At 64.7% G+C, this 16,141-nt stretch carries 18 protein-coding genes and 1 other RNA gene; 7 read left to right on the forward strand and 12 right to left on the reverse strand.

Features of this window, described 5'->3' with window-relative positions:
* Positions 1-20: 20 nt before the first annotated feature.
* From ruvC to U5A65_RS28270, 4 genes are all read left to right on the forward strand, one after another.
* Complete coding sequence (gene ruvC / locus U5A65_RS28255; protein WP_028201962.1) at positions 21-563, forward strand: crossover junction endodeoxyribonuclease RuvC; 543 nt, start codon at positions 21-23, stop codon at positions 561-563.
* Positions 564-695: 132 nt separating this feature from the next.
* Positions 696-1,277: a Holliday junction branch migration protein RuvA gene (ruvA, locus tag U5A65_RS28260; RefSeq protein ID WP_321934277.1), complete on the forward strand. Its 582-nt coding sequence runs from the start codon at positions 696-698 to the stop codon at positions 1,275-1,277.
* A gap of 98 nt (positions 1,278-1,375) precedes the next feature.
* A complete protein-coding gene (ruvB, locus tag U5A65_RS28265) occupies positions 1,376-2,452 on the forward strand; it encodes a Holliday junction branch migration DNA helicase RuvB (protein WP_321913172.1) in 1,077 nt (358 codons plus the stop codon).
* Positions 2,453-2,514: 62 nt separating this feature from the next.
* Entirely contained in the window at positions 2,515-3,459 is a 945-nt protein-coding gene (locus tag U5A65_RS28270; protein WP_321913173.1) for an oxygenase MpaB family protein, read from the forward strand.
* An 88-nt stretch (positions 3,460-3,547) separates the two neighbouring features.
* On the opposite strand, the gene U5A65_RS28275 is transcribed toward U5A65_RS28270, so the two are convergent.
* The 6 genes from U5A65_RS28275 to U5A65_RS28300 all read right to left on the reverse strand — a co-directional run bounded on the left by U5A65_RS28275 (position 3,548) and on the right by U5A65_RS28300 (position 8,195).
* The gene (locus tag U5A65_RS28275) at positions 3,548-4,693 is read right to left on the reverse strand and encodes a branched-chain amino acid ABC transporter substrate-binding protein (RefSeq protein WP_321948576.1); all 1,146 of its coding nucleotides are present in this window, start codon (positions 4,691-4,693) and stop codon (positions 3,548-3,550) included.
* 325 nt (positions 4,694-5,018) lie between these two features.
* Positions 5,019-5,702, reverse strand: a complete 684-nt coding sequence (locus U5A65_RS28280) for a histidine phosphatase family protein (protein ID WP_321948577.1) — start codon at positions 5,700-5,702, stop codon at positions 5,019-5,021.
* Positions 5,703-5,705: 3 nt separating this feature from the next.
* A complete protein-coding gene (dtd, locus tag U5A65_RS28285; protein WP_321913176.1) occupies positions 5,706-6,176 on the reverse strand; it encodes a D-aminoacyl-tRNA deacylase in 471 nt (156 codons plus the stop codon).
* A complete protein-coding gene (tyrS, locus tag U5A65_RS28290) occupies positions 6,173-7,438 on the reverse strand; it encodes a tyrosine--tRNA ligase (protein ID WP_321913177.1) in 1,266 nt (421 codons plus the stop codon). The genes dtd and tyrS overlap by 4 nt, the downstream gene beginning before the upstream one ends.
* Before the next feature lie 154 nt (positions 7,439-7,592).
* Positions 7,593-7,913, reverse strand: coding sequence for a HigA family addiction module antitoxin (locus U5A65_RS28295; protein WP_321948578.1), 321 nt, complete (start codon positions 7,911-7,913; stop codon positions 7,593-7,595).
* Between the two features lie 3 nt (positions 7,914-7,916).
* A complete protein-coding gene (locus tag U5A65_RS28300; RefSeq protein WP_321948579.1) occupies positions 7,917-8,195 on the reverse strand; it encodes a type II toxin-antitoxin system RelE/ParE family toxin in 279 nt (92 codons plus the stop codon).
* A 298-nt stretch (positions 8,196-8,493) separates the two neighbouring features.
* On the opposite strand from U5A65_RS28300, the gene U5A65_RS28305 reads away from it, so the two are divergent.
* A complete protein-coding gene (locus tag U5A65_RS28305; RefSeq protein ID WP_321948580.1) occupies positions 8,494-9,648 on the forward strand; it encodes an anhydro-N-acetylmuramic acid kinase in 1,155 nt (384 codons plus the stop codon).
* An 87-nt stretch (positions 9,649-9,735) separates the two neighbouring features.
* On the opposite strand, the gene erpA is transcribed toward U5A65_RS28305, so the two are convergent.
* From erpA to rplM, 3 genes are all read right to left on the reverse strand, one after another.
* Positions 9,736-10,101, reverse strand: coding sequence for an iron-sulfur cluster insertion protein ErpA (erpA, locus tag U5A65_RS28310; RefSeq protein WP_042262553.1), 366 nt, complete (start codon positions 10,099-10,101; stop codon positions 9,736-9,738).
* 222 nt (positions 10,102-10,323) lie between these two features.
* Entirely contained in the window at positions 10,324-10,716 is a 393-nt protein-coding gene (rpsI, locus tag U5A65_RS28315) for a 30S ribosomal protein S9 (protein WP_133196235.1), read from the reverse strand.
* Between the two features lie 11 nt (positions 10,717-10,727).
* Entirely contained in the window at positions 10,728-11,156 is a 429-nt protein-coding gene (rplM, locus tag U5A65_RS28320; protein ID WP_027795838.1) for a 50S ribosomal protein L13, read from the reverse strand.
* Between the two features lie 635 nt (positions 11,157-11,791).
* On the opposite strand from rplM, the gene U5A65_RS28325 reads away from it, so the two are divergent.
* Entirely contained in the window at positions 11,792-12,214 is a 423-nt protein-coding gene (locus U5A65_RS28325) for an OsmC family protein (protein ID WP_321913181.1), read from the forward strand.
* Between the two features lie 94 nt (positions 12,215-12,308).
* On the opposite strand, the gene rnpB is transcribed toward U5A65_RS28325, so the two are convergent.
* The 3 genes from rnpB to pyrC form a co-directional block, all read right to left on the reverse strand.
* Positions 12,309-12,719, reverse strand: an RNA gene (gene rnpB, locus U5A65_RS28330) — RNase P RNA component class A.
* A gap of 70 nt (positions 12,720-12,789) precedes the next feature.
* The gene (locus U5A65_RS28335) at positions 12,790-13,731 is read right to left on the reverse strand and encodes a DUF3025 domain-containing protein (RefSeq protein WP_415765754.1); all 942 of its coding nucleotides are present in this window, start codon (positions 13,729-13,731) and stop codon (positions 12,790-12,792) included.
* Complete coding sequence (gene pyrC / locus U5A65_RS28340; RefSeq protein WP_321934282.1) at positions 13,728-14,783, reverse strand: dihydroorotase; 1,056 nt, start codon at positions 14,781-14,783, stop codon at positions 13,728-13,730. The genes U5A65_RS28335 and pyrC overlap by 4 nt, the downstream gene beginning before the upstream one ends.
* Before the next feature lie 363 nt (positions 14,784-15,146).
* On the opposite strand from pyrC, the gene U5A65_RS28345 reads away from it, so the two are divergent.
* Positions 15,147-16,055, forward strand: coding sequence for a class II glutamine amidotransferase (locus tag U5A65_RS28345; protein ID WP_321913183.1), 909 nt, complete (start codon positions 15,147-15,149; stop codon positions 16,053-16,055).
* Positions 16,056-16,141: the final 86 nt, after the last annotated feature.

The following is a 16,141-nucleotide window of genomic DNA, read 5'->3' on the forward strand; positions in this document are numbered from 1 at the left end:
ATCCGTTTTTCCCGCATTTCATGAGAATTCTCGGCATCGACCCCGGCTTGCGCGTCACCGGCTTCGGCGTGATCGAGCGTCACGGCCATCAGCTCACGTATGTCGCAAGCGGCGTCATCCGCACCGCCGACGCCGATCTGCCCACGCGCCTAGGCACCATTTTCGAGGGCGTCTCCACGCTGATCCGCCAGCACGCGCCCGACCAGGCGGCGATCGAAAAAGTGTTCGTCAACGTCAATCCGCAGTCGACGCTCCTGCTCGGTCAGGCGCGCGGCGCTGCCATTTGCGGGCTGGTTTCGGGCGGCGTGCCGGTGGCCGAATACACCGCGCTGCAACTCAAGCAAGCCGTGGTGGGCTACGGACGCGCGACCAAAGAGCAGATGCAGCAAATGGTCGTGCGCCTGCTCGCCCTCACGGGCACGCCCGGCACCGACGCGGCCGACGCGCTCGGCATGGCGATCTGTCACGCGCACGGCGGGGATGCGCTCGCCACGCTCGGCGGACTTGCGCCTGCGCTCGCGAAGAAGGGCATGCGGGTGCGGCGTGGGCGGTTGATAGGCTAAATGCGCGGTTGAATGTGTGGCTGATTACGCGACTAATGCGCCTCGCCCAAACGGCCAACGTTCCAGCCATGCGCTCCGGAGTGCCCTGCCCTCCGCTACACTCTTGAGCTTTCCCTCATCACAGAAACCGCCATGATCGGTCGCATTGCCGGCGTATTGCTGGAAAAGAACCCGCCGCACCTGCTCATCGACTGCAACGGCGTCGGCTACGAAGTCGACGTGCCGATGAGCACGTTCTACAACCTGCCCAGCAACGGCGAAAAAATCGTGTTGCTCACGCAGATGATCGTGCGCGAAGACGCGCATCTGCTCTTCGGCTTCGGCACGCAAGAGGAACGCTCGACGTTTCGCGAACTGCTCAAGATCAGCGGCATCGGCGCGCGCATGGCGCTCGCCGTGCTCTCGGGCATGAGCGTGCACGACCTCTCGCAAGCGGTCACACAGCAAGATGCGGCGCGCCTCACCCGCGTGCCCGGCATCGGCAAGAAAACGGCCGAGCGTCTGCTGCTCGAACTCAAGGGCAAGCTCGGTGCGGACCTCGGTGCAATGGCCGCCGCCGCTTCGCCTTCCGACCACGCGAACGACATCCTCAACGCGCTGCTCGCGCTCGGCTATTCGGAGAAGGAGGCGCTCGCCGCGATCAAGAACGTGCCCGCCGGCACCGGCGTTTCCGAAGGCATCAAGCTCGCGCTCAAGGCGCTTTCGAAGGCCTGATCGCCGCCGCGCAGGCTCGAGCCAGGCTGTTAGTTGCGGCACGATCCCGGGGTTCGGGACGGCCCGCCGCCGCATAGTCTGCGCGGTACAATCGCTGGATGATCGAAACCGACAAACTCGCCGCCAACCACGCCGGCGCCGACCGCGTGATCGCCGCCACGCCCGCCTCGACCCACGAGGAAGCGTTCGAACGCGCGTTGCGCCCGCGCCAGCTCGACGAATACGTCGGCCAGGAAAAGGTGCGGGGCCAACTCGAGATTTTCATCGAGGCCGCGAAGCGCCGTTCCGAACCGCTCGACCACGTGCTGCTGTTCGGACCGCCGGGCCTCGGCAAAACCACGCTCGCGCACATCATCGCGCGCGAAATGGGGGTCAATCTGCGGCAGACGTCGGGCCCCGTGCTGGAACGCGCGGGCGATCTCGCAGCGCTGCTCACCAATCTCGAAGCCAACGACGTGCTCTTCATCGACGAAATTCACCGGCTCTCGCCGGTCGTCGAGGAAATCCTGTATCCGGCGCTCGAGGACTACCAGATCGACATCATGATTGGCGAAGGGCCGGCCGCGCGCAGCGTGAAGCTCGACCTCCAGCCGTTCACGCTTGTGGGCGCGACCACGCGCGCGGGCATGCTCACGAACCCGCTGCGCGACCGCTTCGGCATCGTCTCGCGCCTCGAGTTCTACAACGCGAGTGAACTCTCGCGCATCGTGCAACGCTCCGCATCGCTGCTCGGCGCGCAGATTCACCCTGACGGCGCGCTCGAAATCGCGCGCCGCTCGCGCGGCACGCCGCGTATCGCGAACCGTCTGCTGCGCCGCGTGCGCGACTACGCCGAGGTGAAAGCCGACGGTGCGATCACCGCCAAGGTCGCCGACGCCGCGCTGCGCATGCTCGACGTCGACCCCGTGGGCTTCGACCTGATGGACCGCAAGCTGCTCGAAGCCATCCTGCACAAGTTCGACGGCGGCCCGGTGGGCGTGGACAATCTCGCCGCCGCAATCGGCGAGGAACGCGACACGATCGAGGACGTGCTCGAACCGTATCTGATCCAGCAGGGCTATCTGCAGCGCACGCCGCGCGGCCGCGTGGCCACGCAACTGAGCTATCGCCACTTCGGCCTCACGGTGCCAGACGACGCATCGACGGGCGGCGACTGGGAACCGGACGCGTCGTAAGCCGCAGTACATTTGCGCGGCACACCTTCAACGCACTTCAACGCAGCGCGAGCGAGAGCACGATGTCCGATCATGCTGGCCTGCCTCCCAACGCTCCCGAGCCGACCGGCCTTGCCGGTCAACTCGTGCGCCGCCTGCGCATGACGCTCGCCGAAAGCATCACGCATCTAACCACGGGCAGCGGCCCGAGACTCGATTACTCGCATCCGCCGGGCGACCCGGGCCTCTTCGGCCCCGACGCCGTCTGCTGGAAAGTCCACGCCGATTTCGCCGCGATGATGGCGGGCGGCGTGAGCGCGCTGCTGCTCCAGGCGCTGCATCCGCATGCGCTCGCCGGCGTGTGGGACCATTCGACGTTTCGCATCGATATACTCGGGCGGCTGCGGCGCACCGCGACTTTCATCGCGGGCACGACATACGGCAGCCGCGCCGACGCGCTGGCCTTGATCGAACGCGTCAAGACGATTCACTTCGCCGTGACGGGCACCGCGCCCGATGGCTGCCCCTACCGCGCGAGCGATCCCGCATTGCTGACGTGGGTGCACGTGGCCGAAGTATCGAGCTTTCTCGGCGCGTATTTGCGCTTCGTGAATCCCGCGCTGCCCGGTGCGATGCAGGATCAGTACTACGCCGAAGTCGCGCGCATTGCCGAACTGCTGGGCGCTGCGAACGTGCCACGCTCGCGCGCCGAAGTCGATGCGTATTTGCAGTCGATGCAGCCCGAACTCGTCGCGAGCGAGCGCACGTTCGAGGTCGTGCGCGTGCTCATGGATGCGCCGGCGCCGCGACCGGGAATGCGCCCTGCCGGCGCGCTGATCAGGAATGCGGGCATCGACCTGTTGCCGCCTTTCGCGCAGCAGATGCTCGGCTTCGATTCCTTCTCCTTTGCGCGCCGCGCGCTCGTGCAGCCTGGCATGCGAGCGGTCGCACCGGTATTGCGCTGGGCGCTCGTCAATGGCGTGTCCAAACGCGCGCGGCGGCGGGCTGCGGCCAAACCCGCGCAATAAGCACTGCGCAATAGCAAAACGGCCAACTCGCTCGCGCCGGTTGGCCGTTCCGTTTGCAGCGCGCCGAGATGACCTGGCGCCTGCGTGCTTACATCTTCACCACGTCGAGCAGCGTCTTCTTGCCTGCCTTGTAGTTGTAGAGCGAGATCACGCCGTGCTTGAGGTCGCCCTTCGCGTCGAAGGTGGTCTCGCCAATCACGCCCTTGTAGTCCGTGCCCGGGATCTGCGCGAGGACCTTCGCGGGATCAGTCGAGTTCGCGCGCTTCATCGCATCGACGACGATGTACACCGCGTCATACGTGAACGGCGCATCGAATTCGATCGGGTGACCGAAGCGCTTCTGGTACTTCGCCGCGAACGCCGCGCCGCCATTCATGCGCTCGACCGCCATGCCCGCCTGCGAGCAAACGATATTGTCGGTCGCCGCGCCCGCCAGCTCCGCGAGGCTTTCCGTGCACACGCCGTCGCCCGACAGCACCTTCGCGCGCAGCCCCAGTTGCTTCGCCTGCTTCGCAAACGGACCGCCGGTGGCGTCCATGCCGCCGTACATGATCGCGTCCGGGTTCTCGCCCTTGATCTTCGTGAGGATCGCGCGGAAATCCACGGCCTTGTCGTTGGTCGCGTCGTGCGAGAGCACCTTCATGCCAAGCGACTTCGCCGTCTTCTCGAACTCGTTGGCGAGGCCCTGGCCATACGCGGTCGAGTCGTCGACCACGGCCACGGTCTTCACGTTCAGGCTTTTCGCTGCGTAGTCGGCAAGCGCGGGGCCTTGCTGGGCATCGGTCGCGACCACGCGGTACGTCGTCTTGAAACCCTGCTGCGTGTACGAAGGATTGGTCGACGACGGCGAGATCTGCACGATGCCCGCGTCGCTGTAAATCTTCGAAGCCGGGATCGATGCGCCCGAATTCAGATGGCCAATCACGGCAACGACCTTGTCGTCGACGAGTTTCTGCGCGACCTGGGTGGCCTGGCGCGGGTCGGCGGCGTCGTCCTGGGCGTCGAGCGAGAGCGTAATCTTTTGGCCCTCGATCGTAAGACCCTTGGCGTTGATTTCCTCGATGGCGAGGCGCGCGCCGTTCTCGTTGTCCTTGCCGAGGTGGGCCGAACCGCCCGTGAGCGGCCCGACGTGGCCGATCTTGACGACCTGGTCGGCCGCCGCGTTGCCCGAGAGCGCTGCGAGCGCCATGACCGCTGCGCTCACCGGCAGCAGCTTGTGAAGCTTGAACGTCATTGAACTTTCTCCTGCGTTTTTTTCTGGGAATACCCGTTCGTATAACAACCTTGGGCGCGCGGCTTCACGCCTGTCATGCGCGCGCGTCCCTCTACAACGCGGAGCCGGGCCAGGAGCCCGGTGGCCAGAGCACCCAAAGGTCGGACAAATGTTAGCAGGACGCTTAACTTTGTGGTTGGGCTTTGGAAGGAATCCGCAAGCGAGCGGAAAGGAGATAGCTGGAGCCTTAGCCTGGAGTCAGACGGGACTGGGATCAACGCGGGGAAGGGAAAGGCTGGAGAAACAGGACAGCGCGGCGGCCCACCGCGCTGTGTGAGGAAACAGATTAGCGGCCCGGCTCCGGCGTGCGCTTGAAGCCATCGTCGGCGCTAACGCCGCCCAGATGCGCCACGTCGCCCCATGCGACGACGCGCGCCTGCGTCACGTAGTCGCCGCGTTCGAAATCGACGACGTTCACGCTCGTGTTGAGGAGCGGCCACGCGCGCGGCGCGTCGAGCGAGAGGCCGTTCGCGAAGCGGTAGACGCAGTCGAGCACGCCGCCGTGCGCGACACACGCAATGCGCCCGCCCGGATGCATGGCCAGGATCGGCTCGAGCGCGTGCAACACGCGGTGATACAACTCGCGCTGCGACTCGCCCTCGGGCGGCGCGAAGCCGGGGTCGCGCGTTTGCCAGTGCGCGTACTCGTCCGGAAAGCGCTCGGCGATTTCGTCGCTGTCGTGGCCCTGGAACGCGCCATAGTTGCGTTCGCGCAGCCCTGCCGTGAGCTGCACCGGCAAACCCAGGGCTTCCGCAACGGGCTGTGCCGTCTGTTGCGCGCGCAACAGGTCGCTCGACCAGATTGCATCGATCCGCGCGCCCGACTGCACTTCCTTCGCGAGCCGTGCGCCGAGCTGCTGCGCCTGCACCACACCACTTTGCGCGAGGGGAATGTCGATATGCCCCTGGATGCGCTTGATGCGATTCCAGTCCGTTTCGCCGTGGCGGATAAAGAGGATCTGCGTGTTCATGGTTCAGTTGCGCACTTGCAGCCAGAACGTGACGGGGCCGTCGTTGACGAGCGACACCTGCATGTCGGCGCCGAACTCGCCGGTCTCGACGGTCGGATGCTTCTCGCGCGCGGCGGCGACGAAATAATCGAACAGACGCCGCCCCTCTTCGGGCGGCGCGGCCGGCGTGAAGCTCGGGCGCAGGCCACTGTTCGTATCGGCGGCAAGCGTGAACTGCGAGACGAGCAGCAAGCCGCCGGGAGCGCCATTGCCGTCGATGTTCTGCACGCTCAGGTTCATCTTGCCCGCCGCGTCGCTGAACACGCGATAGCCGAGCAGCTTCGCGAGCAGCTTGTCGGCGTTGGCTTCGGTGTCGCCACGCTCGGCACACACCAGCGCGAGCAGCCCCTGGCCGATCGCACCGGTCACGCGTTCGCTGCCACCTTGCGCCACGCGTACTTCCGCTCGGCGCACGCGCTGGATCAGGGCAATCATGCGGTGAGCGTCACGCGCGCAAAGCGCCGCTTGCCCACTTGCACGACGAACTCGCCCGCCTCGACCTTGAGGCCCTTGTCGGACACAGTCGCGCCGTCGATCTTCACGCCGCCCTGCTCGATGTTGCGCAGTGCTTCGCTCGTGGAGGGCACGAGCCCCGCCTGCTTGAGCAACTGGCCGATGGCAAGCGGCGCGCCTGCGAGCGTGATCGACGGAATGTCGTCGGGCACGCCGCCCTTGGCGCGGTGGTTGAAGTCTTCGAGCGCGCGCTCGGCGTCGGCCTGCGAATGAAAGCGTGCGACGATTTCCTGCGCGAGCAGCACCTTGAAGTCGCGCGGGTTGCGGCCCGCTTCGATCTCGCGCTTGAAGCCCTCGATTTCGTCCATGGGACGGAACGAGAGCAGCGTGAAGTAACGCCACATCATCGTGTCCGAAATGGACATGAGCTTGCCGAACATGTCGTTGGGCTTTTCGCTGATGCCAACGTAGTTGTTCTTCGACTTCGACATCTTCTCGACGCCGTCGAGGCCTTCGAGCAGCGGCATCGTGAGAATGCACTGCTGTTCCTGGCCGTACTGCTTTTGCAGTTCACGGCCAACGAGCAGGTTGAACTTCTGGTCCGTGCCGCCGAGCTCGAGGTCCGCATTGAGCGCGACCGAGTCGTAGCCCTGCATGAGCGGATACAGGAACTCGTGGATCGAGATGGGCACGCCGCCCTGGAAGCGCTTGGTGAAGTCCTCGCGCTCGAGAATGCGCGCGACCGTGTAGCGCGACGCGAGCTTGATCATGCCGTCGGCGCCGAGCGGCATCGACCATTCGCTGTTGTAGCGAATTTCGGTCTTTTCGCGGTTGAGAACGAGCGCGGCCTGCTCGAAGTACGTTTTCGCGTTCGATTCGATCTGCTCGCGCGTAAGCGGCGGGCGCGTGGCATTGCGGCCCGACGGGTCGCCGATCAGGGAAGTGAAGTCGCCGATCAGGAAGATCACGGTGTGGCCGAGATCCTGAAGCTGGCGCATCTTGTTGAGCACGACCGTGTGGCCGATGTGGATGTCGGGCGCGGTCGGGTCGAGGCCGAGCTTGATGCGCAGCGGCTTGCCCGTGGCCGCGCTGCGGGCGAGCTTCTGCTCGAACTCTTCTTCGATCAGCAGTTCGTCGACGCCGCGCTTCGTGACGGCAAGCGCGTGACGGACTTCGTCGGTGACCGGAAAGGCGTCTTTTGCGGCGGCGCTGGCGCCGTTGCTGGAGTTGGACTCGTTGCTCATGCTTCGATCGGTTCTGTCGTTAAGTCTGGGTCTAGACCGCAATTTTACGTGATTCGACTGGCCAGGCTGAGGTTTGCGGCGCTTTGCAGGTCTTTGCGGCTCTTTGCGGGTCGCGCACGCTGCGGCGACTCGCATCGCGCCCCGAGCCTCATGCTCAGGAACGGGCGGCAGCGCGCTCCACACGCGGGATGCCCTTCGCGCGCGCCTGCCAAAGGTCGTAGGCGGCCTGCATGGCGAGCCACAGGTCGGCGCGGCCCCCGTTTTCCTCGCCAAGCCACGCCTCGAGGCGCAGTGCCATTTCCGGCGAAATACCGGCGCGGCCGTTCAGCACGCGCGAGAGCGCGGCGCGCGTGACGCCGAGTTGCGCAGCCGCTTCGGTCACGGTGAGCCCCAGTTCGGGAAGAATGTTCTCGCGCAGCGTTTCACCGGGGTGCGGCGGGTTATGCATGCGTATCGTGTCGTTCATCTTGCTCATGCCTCAGTGGTAGTCGTGGTAGTCGACAAAGACCGCGTGGCGGCCTTCGAACGCGAAGGTCAGGCGCCAGTTGCCATTGACGAGAATCGCATGGTGCCCGTCGAGACGGCCTTCCAGCGCATGGCAGCGCCAGCCTGGCACGTTCATGTCCCGCGGCGACTCGGCCTCGTCCAGCCGCGCCAGCTGACGCCGCAGGCGCGGGATGTGATCGGGCCGGATGCCCGCTTTGCTGCCAGTGAAGAAGAACGCCTTCAGCCCTTTGTGATTCCACGACTTGAGCATGATTCTCCAGACTAAGCAGAACGAACATGGATAGGTCTGGAGCCAGGATCGGGTCAGTACGCGCCTTCCCGTATAGCGTATAGTTTCACTATACGGATCACACATTGCGCAGTCAACCCTCAGACTTCTGGAAGTTGATTTCGCGCAGGGCTCCAGTGCCGCCCGGGTTCGAGCGGCGAAGATGAGCGTCGCATGTCGCGAAGGCAGCCAACAGTCAGCCGTTCGGCTTACGCTCGAACGGCATTGCGCCGATAATTCCTTCGCAGGACACTGAATTGTCTTAATCAAGGAGCACAACGTGGCGCCACGCGACGCACGAAACGAGAGCGCACACGCCGCCGACGGCGTGTATTTCGGCCTGATGTCGGGCACGAGCATGGATGGCGTGGACGGCATTGCCGTGCGCTTCGAGGCTGGCCAGCGGCCAGTGGTGCTGGCCGAGGCCTTCGTCGGTTTCGCACAGGGACTGCGCGAAGCGCTCTTTTCGTTGCAGCAGCCAGGCGAGAACGAGATCGAGCGCGAGGCGCTCGCCGGCAACGCACTTGCGGCCCGCTATGCGGTGTGCTGCCACGAGTTGCTGCGCGCGGGCAATGTTTCCGCCGGCGATGTGCGCGCAATCGGCGCTCACGGGCAGACCGTGCGGCATCGTCCGGAGAAGGGCTACACGGTGCAGATACAGAACCCGGCGCTGCTTGCGGAACTCACCCACATCGACGTGATCGCCGACTTCCGCAGCCGCGACGTCGCCTCGGGCGGCCAGGGCGCGCCGCTCGTGCCCGCGTTCCACGCGACGCTGTTCGGCTCGCAGGAAGAAACGCGCGTGGTCTGCAACCTGGGCGGCATCAGCAACATCACCGTGCTTTCGTCGACGGGTGCCGTGCGTGGGTTCGATTGTGGCCCGGCCAACGCCCTGCTCGACCTCTGGGCCGAACGCCATCTGGGCAAGCCCTACGACGAGAACGGCAAGTTCGCCGCGAGCGGCCATCTGCATCAGCCGCTTTTGAACGCCCTGCTGGACGAACCGTTCTTCGAGCAGCAGCCGCCCAAGAGCACAGGCCGCGATCTCTTCAACGCCCAGTGGCTCGACGACAAACTCAAGGACTTCGAGTCGCTCACGCCGGCCGACGTGCAAGCCACGCTAGTCGCGCTGACCGCCGTGAGCGTGGCGCACGAGATCGAGCGTCACGCGAGCGACTGCCGCGCCGTGTACGTCTGCGGCGGCGGCGCGCGCAACGCGGCGTTGATGGCGGCGCTGCAGAAGGCGCTCGAAACGGGCGGTGTGGCTGGTGTGCCGGTCATGACCACCGAGGCGCTAGGCGTGCCGCCGCACCAGGTGGAGCCGCTTGCCTTCGCGTGGCTCGCCATGCGCTGCGTAGCGCGCGAGCCCGGCAATCTTGCCGCCGTCACCGGCGCGGCCGGCGAGCGCGTGCTCGGCGCGATTTATCCGCGCTGACCAGGCCCGCTGACTGAGCGCGCTGAATGAGCACGCACCAATAAAAAACGGGGCCGAAGCCCCGTTTCTTTTACTGCAGTCGATCGATCAAACCGAGAACGACGAGCCGCAACCGCACGTGGTGGTCGCGTTCGGGTTCTTGATGACGAACTGCGCGCCATTGAGATCGTCCTTGTAGTCGATCTCGGCGCCGACGAGGTACTGATAGCTCATCGAGTCGATCAGAAGCTGGACGCCGTTGCGGTTCATCACGGTGTCGTCTTCGTTGACCGTCTCGTCGAACGTGAATCCGTACTGGAAGCCCGAGCAGCCGCCGCCTTGCACGAATACGCGCAGCTTCAGCTCCGGGTTGCCTTCCTCGTCGATCAGTTGCTTGACCTTGTCAGCCGCTGCTTCGGTGAAAACGAAGGGACCGGGCATTTCGGTCGCGGTAGTTTCGGTGACAGCGCTCATTCGAACTCTCCAAAAAAGCTTCTAGCCGCTATTGTAGGGCTCTTCCCGAGATCGTGCTTAAGCCCACAAAATCAAGGGTTTCTCCAAACTTTCGCAGCCTGCGCGCCAAGCGTGCGACGCGCCGACAAAAAACGAAAAAGCCGCCCGGCGCAGTGAGCGCGGACGGCTTTTGCAGCAGCGCTGTGCTCCGCAAGGAGCACAGGCCAAAGCGCCAATGCGAAATTAACGCTTCGAGAACTGCTTGCGGCGACGTGCCTTGTGGAAACCGACCTTCTTACGTTCCACTTCACGTGCGTCACGGGTGACGAAGCCAGCTTGCGACAGTGCCGGCTTGAGCGTTGCGTCGTAGTCCATCAGCGCGCGCGTGATGCCGTGGCGAACTGCGCCGGCCTGGCCGGTTTCGCCGCCGCCCGTCACGTTCACCTTGATGTCGAACGTCGTGCCGTGGTTCGTGAGTTCCAGCGGTTGACGCACGATCATCAGCGACGTTTCGCGCGAGAAGTAGTCAGCGATGGGCTTACCGTTGACGATGATGTCGCCCTTGCCCGACTTGATGAAGACACGAGCGACTGCGCTCTTGCGGCGGCCCGTACCGTAATTCCAGTTACCGATCATGTGGGCTCCCCTTAGATCTCGAGCGCCTTCGGCTGTTGTGCCGAGTGCGGGTGCGTTGCGTCAGCGTAGACCTTCAGCTTCTTGATCATCGCGTAGCCGAGCGGGCCCTTCGGCAGCATGCCCTTCACGGCCTTCTCGAGCGCGCGGCCCGGGAAGCGTTCTTGCATCTTGCCGAACGTCGTTTCGTAGATACCGCCCGGGTAACCCGAGTGACGGTAGTACTTCTTGTCGGTGGTCTTGTTGCCCGTGACCTTCAGCTTGCCGGCGTTGATGATGATGATGAAATCACCAGTGTCGACGTGCGGGGTGAACTCAGGCTTGTGTTTGCCGCGAAGACGGCGTGCCACTTCGCTGGCGACACGGCCGAGAACCTTATCCGTCGCGTCAATCACGTACCATTCGCGCTGCACTTCATGTGCCTTGGCGGAAAAAGTCTTCATGATCGATCCAAAAAATAACTTGTGCCCTGTTTTGGTCCTGCTTGTATGGTGACGCTCGTTGGCGCCGGCGCAGGCTCTCCCTGTCTGGGTTTCCCCATTTTCCCCGCGGGCATGGATGCGGGAAACCCACGATTATAAAAGGAAATTTGGCTGCAAGTCAAAAAATTGCTTGCAATGAGGCAGAGACGGGGCGAAACGAGGGCTACGGACGAAAAAAAGCCCGAACGCGTTGTTCGGGCTTAATCCACTCTTTGGAGGAGGGTGGAGGAGACATGCTGAGGTGTCGTGAAGCACGACAACCAATGAGACGAATTATACGGATGGGCCTTGTGCGACGCAAGAGGATTTGCATTGCGAAATTCGACACCACAATATGAAATTGTATGTCGCTAGCGCACCGAGAGAAAAATTCATAAAAATCAGTCTGTTGGGAATCTAGCATGCGAAAAGCATGCAGGATCACTAGAGCGAAACCCCTAATTGCCTAGGGGAAATCCGCCTTGTTGCCAGGATGTCGCGCCGCAACATTCAAGCACAAGGCATAAGGCGCGCGCGGCCGTGTCCCCCCGGACATACCAGTAAGGCGCGGGCTACAATGCCGTCTGAATCAAGAAACCGCGCAGAGGCATACGCACATGGAATGCAAAGTTAGCTGGATGGGACAAGACGGCATGGCGTTCGCAGCCGAAACGGGCAGCGGCCATCTCGTCAACATGGACGGCGCGCCGGAAGGCGGCGGCCACAACCTCGCGCCGCGGCCGATGGAAATGGTGCTGCTCGGCACGGGCGGCTGCACGGCCTACGACGTGGTGCTGATCCTCAAGAAGAGCCGCCAGGAAGTGAGCGGCTGCAGCGTGACGCTCAAGGCCGAGCGTGCGAGCGAGGACCCGAAGGTCTTCACGAAGATCCACTTCCACTTCACCGTGACCGGCAAGAGTCTGAACCCGGCCACCGTCGAGCGCGCAATCAACCTCTCGCACGACAAGTACTGCTCGGCGTCGATCATGATCGGCAAGACCGCCGAGATCACGCATTCGTTCGAGATCGTCGCGGCTTAAGATCTGCGGCAGAAGATTGGCGGCAAAAGAAAAAGCCGGCGCGGTTCATCGAAGAACCGCGCCGGCTTTTTGCATGCGCATTGGCAAATTTGGGCTGCAAAGCAGGCCGATAAGCCGGATTCTGTGCACGCGCCGCGTCCGAAGACGCGCCGCGCGTGGCAGCCATTCCTCTAGGCGCGCCATTGCTGACGCGCTCAAGCTTCCTACCCGCAGACGGAATGGGGGCCCCATCCTGCATCCCGAAGATGCGCGCCTGCCTACTTGGAATTGCTCCGGGTGGAGGTTACCGTGCCGTCTACGTCACCGCAGACGCGGTGCGCTCTTACCGCACCGTTTCACCCTTACCTGATCCCGACCGAAATCGGGCCATCGGCGGTCTGTTCTCTGTTGCCCTGTTCCGCGTGTCGCCACGGATGGCCGTTAGCCATCACCCTGCCCTGTGGAGTCCGGACTTTCCTCGCCCCCTCGACCGAAATCTCGGGGCCGCGACTGCCTGGCCTGCTTTGCGAGGCGCGATATTAGCACGGCCAGAGGCGCCGCGCCGGGGGCCGGATCGATTGCTGCCCGCCGGCCTTTTAGCGAGCGCGGCGGCCGCCGCGAAAGACGGTGGCGTCGTCGTAGAACGACGGGCTTTCGTTATGCGCCCACCAGCCCGGGATGCCGAGTACAGGCAGCGGTGCGAAGCTGCGCCCGTTGAGTGCGGCGTCGGAGGCGAGCGTGACGCTCACTGTCTCGTCCAGATACGCGTCGCGTTGCGCGCGCGACCACGCGAAATAGGCTTGCGGCACCTCGACCACCCATGCGTGCGCCGTGCACGCCGCATAGGGCGAAATCAGCTTTTCGAGCAGCGCATGGCCAAAGACGCGCACTTCGCAGCGCGCCTGGCCAATCGTCTCTTCGAACGCGGCTTCCCAGCTCGAGCGCTGCGCCACGAACAGCGTGCGCCAGTCGAAGCCGCGCAGCGCCGCGATGAGCGCCGCGTCCGATGAGGCATAGAGCACCGCGTTCTCGTCGAAGAGCGTGAGCGCGTCGCGCACGCCGCCGCGCGTGGGGCCCACGCCCAGTACGTCGATCGCCGCGGCCTGGCGTGCGTTGAGCGTCGCCTTGATGCGCGGGAACGCGAACCAGGCAAGCGCGTTGAAGAAGTCGTGGAGATTGTGCCGCGTCGGCACGCAGCCCGTCGCCGCGATATGCGCCTCGTAGGCCGAGCCATCGGGCAGGTCGTCCTGGGCAATGAAGCGCAGCGGCTTGCCGCGGCCCGTGCTTTGGGCGGCGGCGAGCGCGTCGGCGTTCAGTTCATCGAGGTACGCTGCGTATCCCGCCAGCGCGGCCTGCTGCCAGCGCCGCCCCCGCGCTTCGTGCTGCGCAAACCAGGGGCGGGACCAGTCGATGTCGGTGAAACTGCCCAACGGCATGGTCCGGCGCGGTTCGCGCGCGGGCATCGGTGCGTGCGCATCGGCTGCCCCACTCAGCCCAATCGTTGCGCCCGCAGCCACACCGTGCCCCGCCTCGCTCAAGCGAGCTTCCAGCCGATTGTCTCGCCGCCGCGCAGCGGCACGACGGGCGTGTCGCCAGCCTCGACTTCAGCGGGCAGCGTCCAGGTCTCGCGGCGCAGCGTGACCGTTTCGGTCGCGCGCGGCAGGCCGTAGAAGTCCGCGCCGTAAAAGCTCGCGAAGCCCTCGAGCTTGTCGAGCGCGCCTGCGTTGTCGAACGCTTCGGCGTAGAGCTCGAGTGCGTGCAGCGCCGTGTAGCAGCCCGCGCAGCCGCACGCGTGCTCCTTCAGGCCCTTCGGGTGCGGCGCGCTGTCGGTGCCGAGGAAGAAGCGATGGTCGCCCGAGGTCGCCGCCTCCACGAGCGCCACGCGATGCGTCTCGCGCTTGAGCACCGGCAGGCAGTAGTAATGCGGACGGATGCCGCCCTGGAAGATCGCGTTGCGGTTGTACAGCAGGTGATGCGCGGTGATCGTCGCGCCGAGGAGACCCGGCGCGGCATGATCGGCGCGGATGTAGTCGACGGCATCCTTCGTCGTGATGTGCTCGAACACCACCTTGAGCGCCGGGAAATCGCGGCGCAGCGGCGTCATCACGCGGTCGATGAAGACCTTCTCGCGGTCGAACAGATCGATGTCGGCGCTCGTCACTTCACCGTGCACGAGCAGCGGCATGCCCACTTCCTGCATGGCTTCGAGCGTCTTCGCGCATTTGAGGATATCCGTCACGCCGGCGTCCGAGTTCGTCGTCGCGCCCGCCGGATACAGCTTCACGCCGTGCACGAAGCCGCTCGCCTTCGCGCGGCGGATTTCCTCGGGCGGCGTGTTGTCGGTGAGATAGAGCGTCATCAGCGGCTCGAAGGTCGAGCCCGCCGGCAGCGCCGCGAGAATGCGCTCGCGGTAGGCGGCGGCCTGCTCCGTCGTCGTGACCGGCGGCTTGAGGTTCGGCATGATGATCGCGCGGCCGAATTGGCGCGCCGTGTGCGGCAGCACGGCCGCGAGCATCGCGCCATCGCGCACGTGCAGGTGCCAGTCGTCGGGGCGGGCGAGCGTGAGAGTCGTGAGGGAAGAGGCGTTCATGGCTAGAGTCAGGCGCAGTAATAGGTCAAGCGGAATCGCCGGCGCGTTCACTCGAACGCGCTCAGGCCGCCGGAAATTCCGGGCATATCAGGGGAAAAAGCGAGGCGTCGACCGATGCGAGTCCAACACACGCATGGCCCGCACCGTCGCGTACACACGACAAATTGCGCTGCATCGACACCGGCACGCGCCCTTCTACGCAAGCCTGCAATGCATCCGACAAAATTCGTATTGGCGACCCGCAGGCCGGTGATATGCTTGGAAAATCATATTGTAACGGGTCGACGGCGGGTCCCGCCTGGCACTGCAGCCACCGCCTCAGTCGTCCCGGCCGTCTCAGTCGCATTACGCACCATCAGCACCATGTGCCAACTTCTCGGAATGAATTGCGCCGCGCCGACGGACGTCACGTTCTCCTTCACAGGATTCGCGGCGCGCGGCGGCGCCACCGATCACCACGCCGACGGCTGGGGTATCGCGTTCTTCGAGGACAAGGCCTGCCGCCTCTTCATCGACAACGAGGCTTCAGCGCGTTCGCCGATCGCCGAGATGGTCAAGCACTACCCCATCAAGTCGCGCAACACCATCGCCCATATCCGCAAGGCCACACAAGGCAGCTGCGCGCTCGAGAACAGTCATCCGTTCCAGCGCGAGCTGTGGGGCCGGCACTGGATCTTCGCGCACAACGGCGACCTGCAGGACTTCAATCCGGTGATGTCGGGCGTGTACCAGCCGGTGGGCACGACCGATAGCGAGCGCGCGTTCTGCGTGCTGCTACAAGGCTTACGCAAGGCGTTCCCGGGCGCGCAGCCGCCGCTCGACGAACTGTTCGCCGCGCTGGAGTCGCTCACGCGCGAGGTTACGCAATTCGGCGTCTTCAACTTTCTGATGTCGAACGGCCAGGCGCTGTTCGCGCATTGCTCGACGCATCTCTACTATCTCGTGCGGCGCTGGCCGTTTTCGACCGCGCATCTCGTCGATGCCGATGTCTCCATCGACTTCGCGAAGTACACGACGCCAGAAGACCGCGTGGCCGTGATCGCCACCGCGCCGCTCACCGACAACGAGGTCTGGACGCGCTTCGCCCCCGGCGACCTGCTGATGTTCCAGCACGGCGACGTAATCGCCCAAACGAGCGTGCCGGTGCCGCAGAGGGTGCTCGACAAGCTCGCCAACCCTTCGCTCGACGCCTCGGCCAGTTCGCCGTGCGTCGCGCAGCCGGGCGAGATCGACGCGGAGGCCGTGGCCGCACTGCAAACCTGGGGCGAGTAAGCCGGGTGACGCCCGAAACGAAAAAAGCCGCGCATCGAGCGCGGCTTTTTGCTTTCTGCAAAGCGGGAGGGAAGCGGGCGAACCCG

It is taken from the genome of Paraburkholderia sp. J10-1 (assembly GCF_905220165.1).
Classification (GTDB): domain Bacteria; phylum Pseudomonadota; class Gammaproteobacteria; order Burkholderiales; family Burkholderiaceae; genus Paraburkholderia.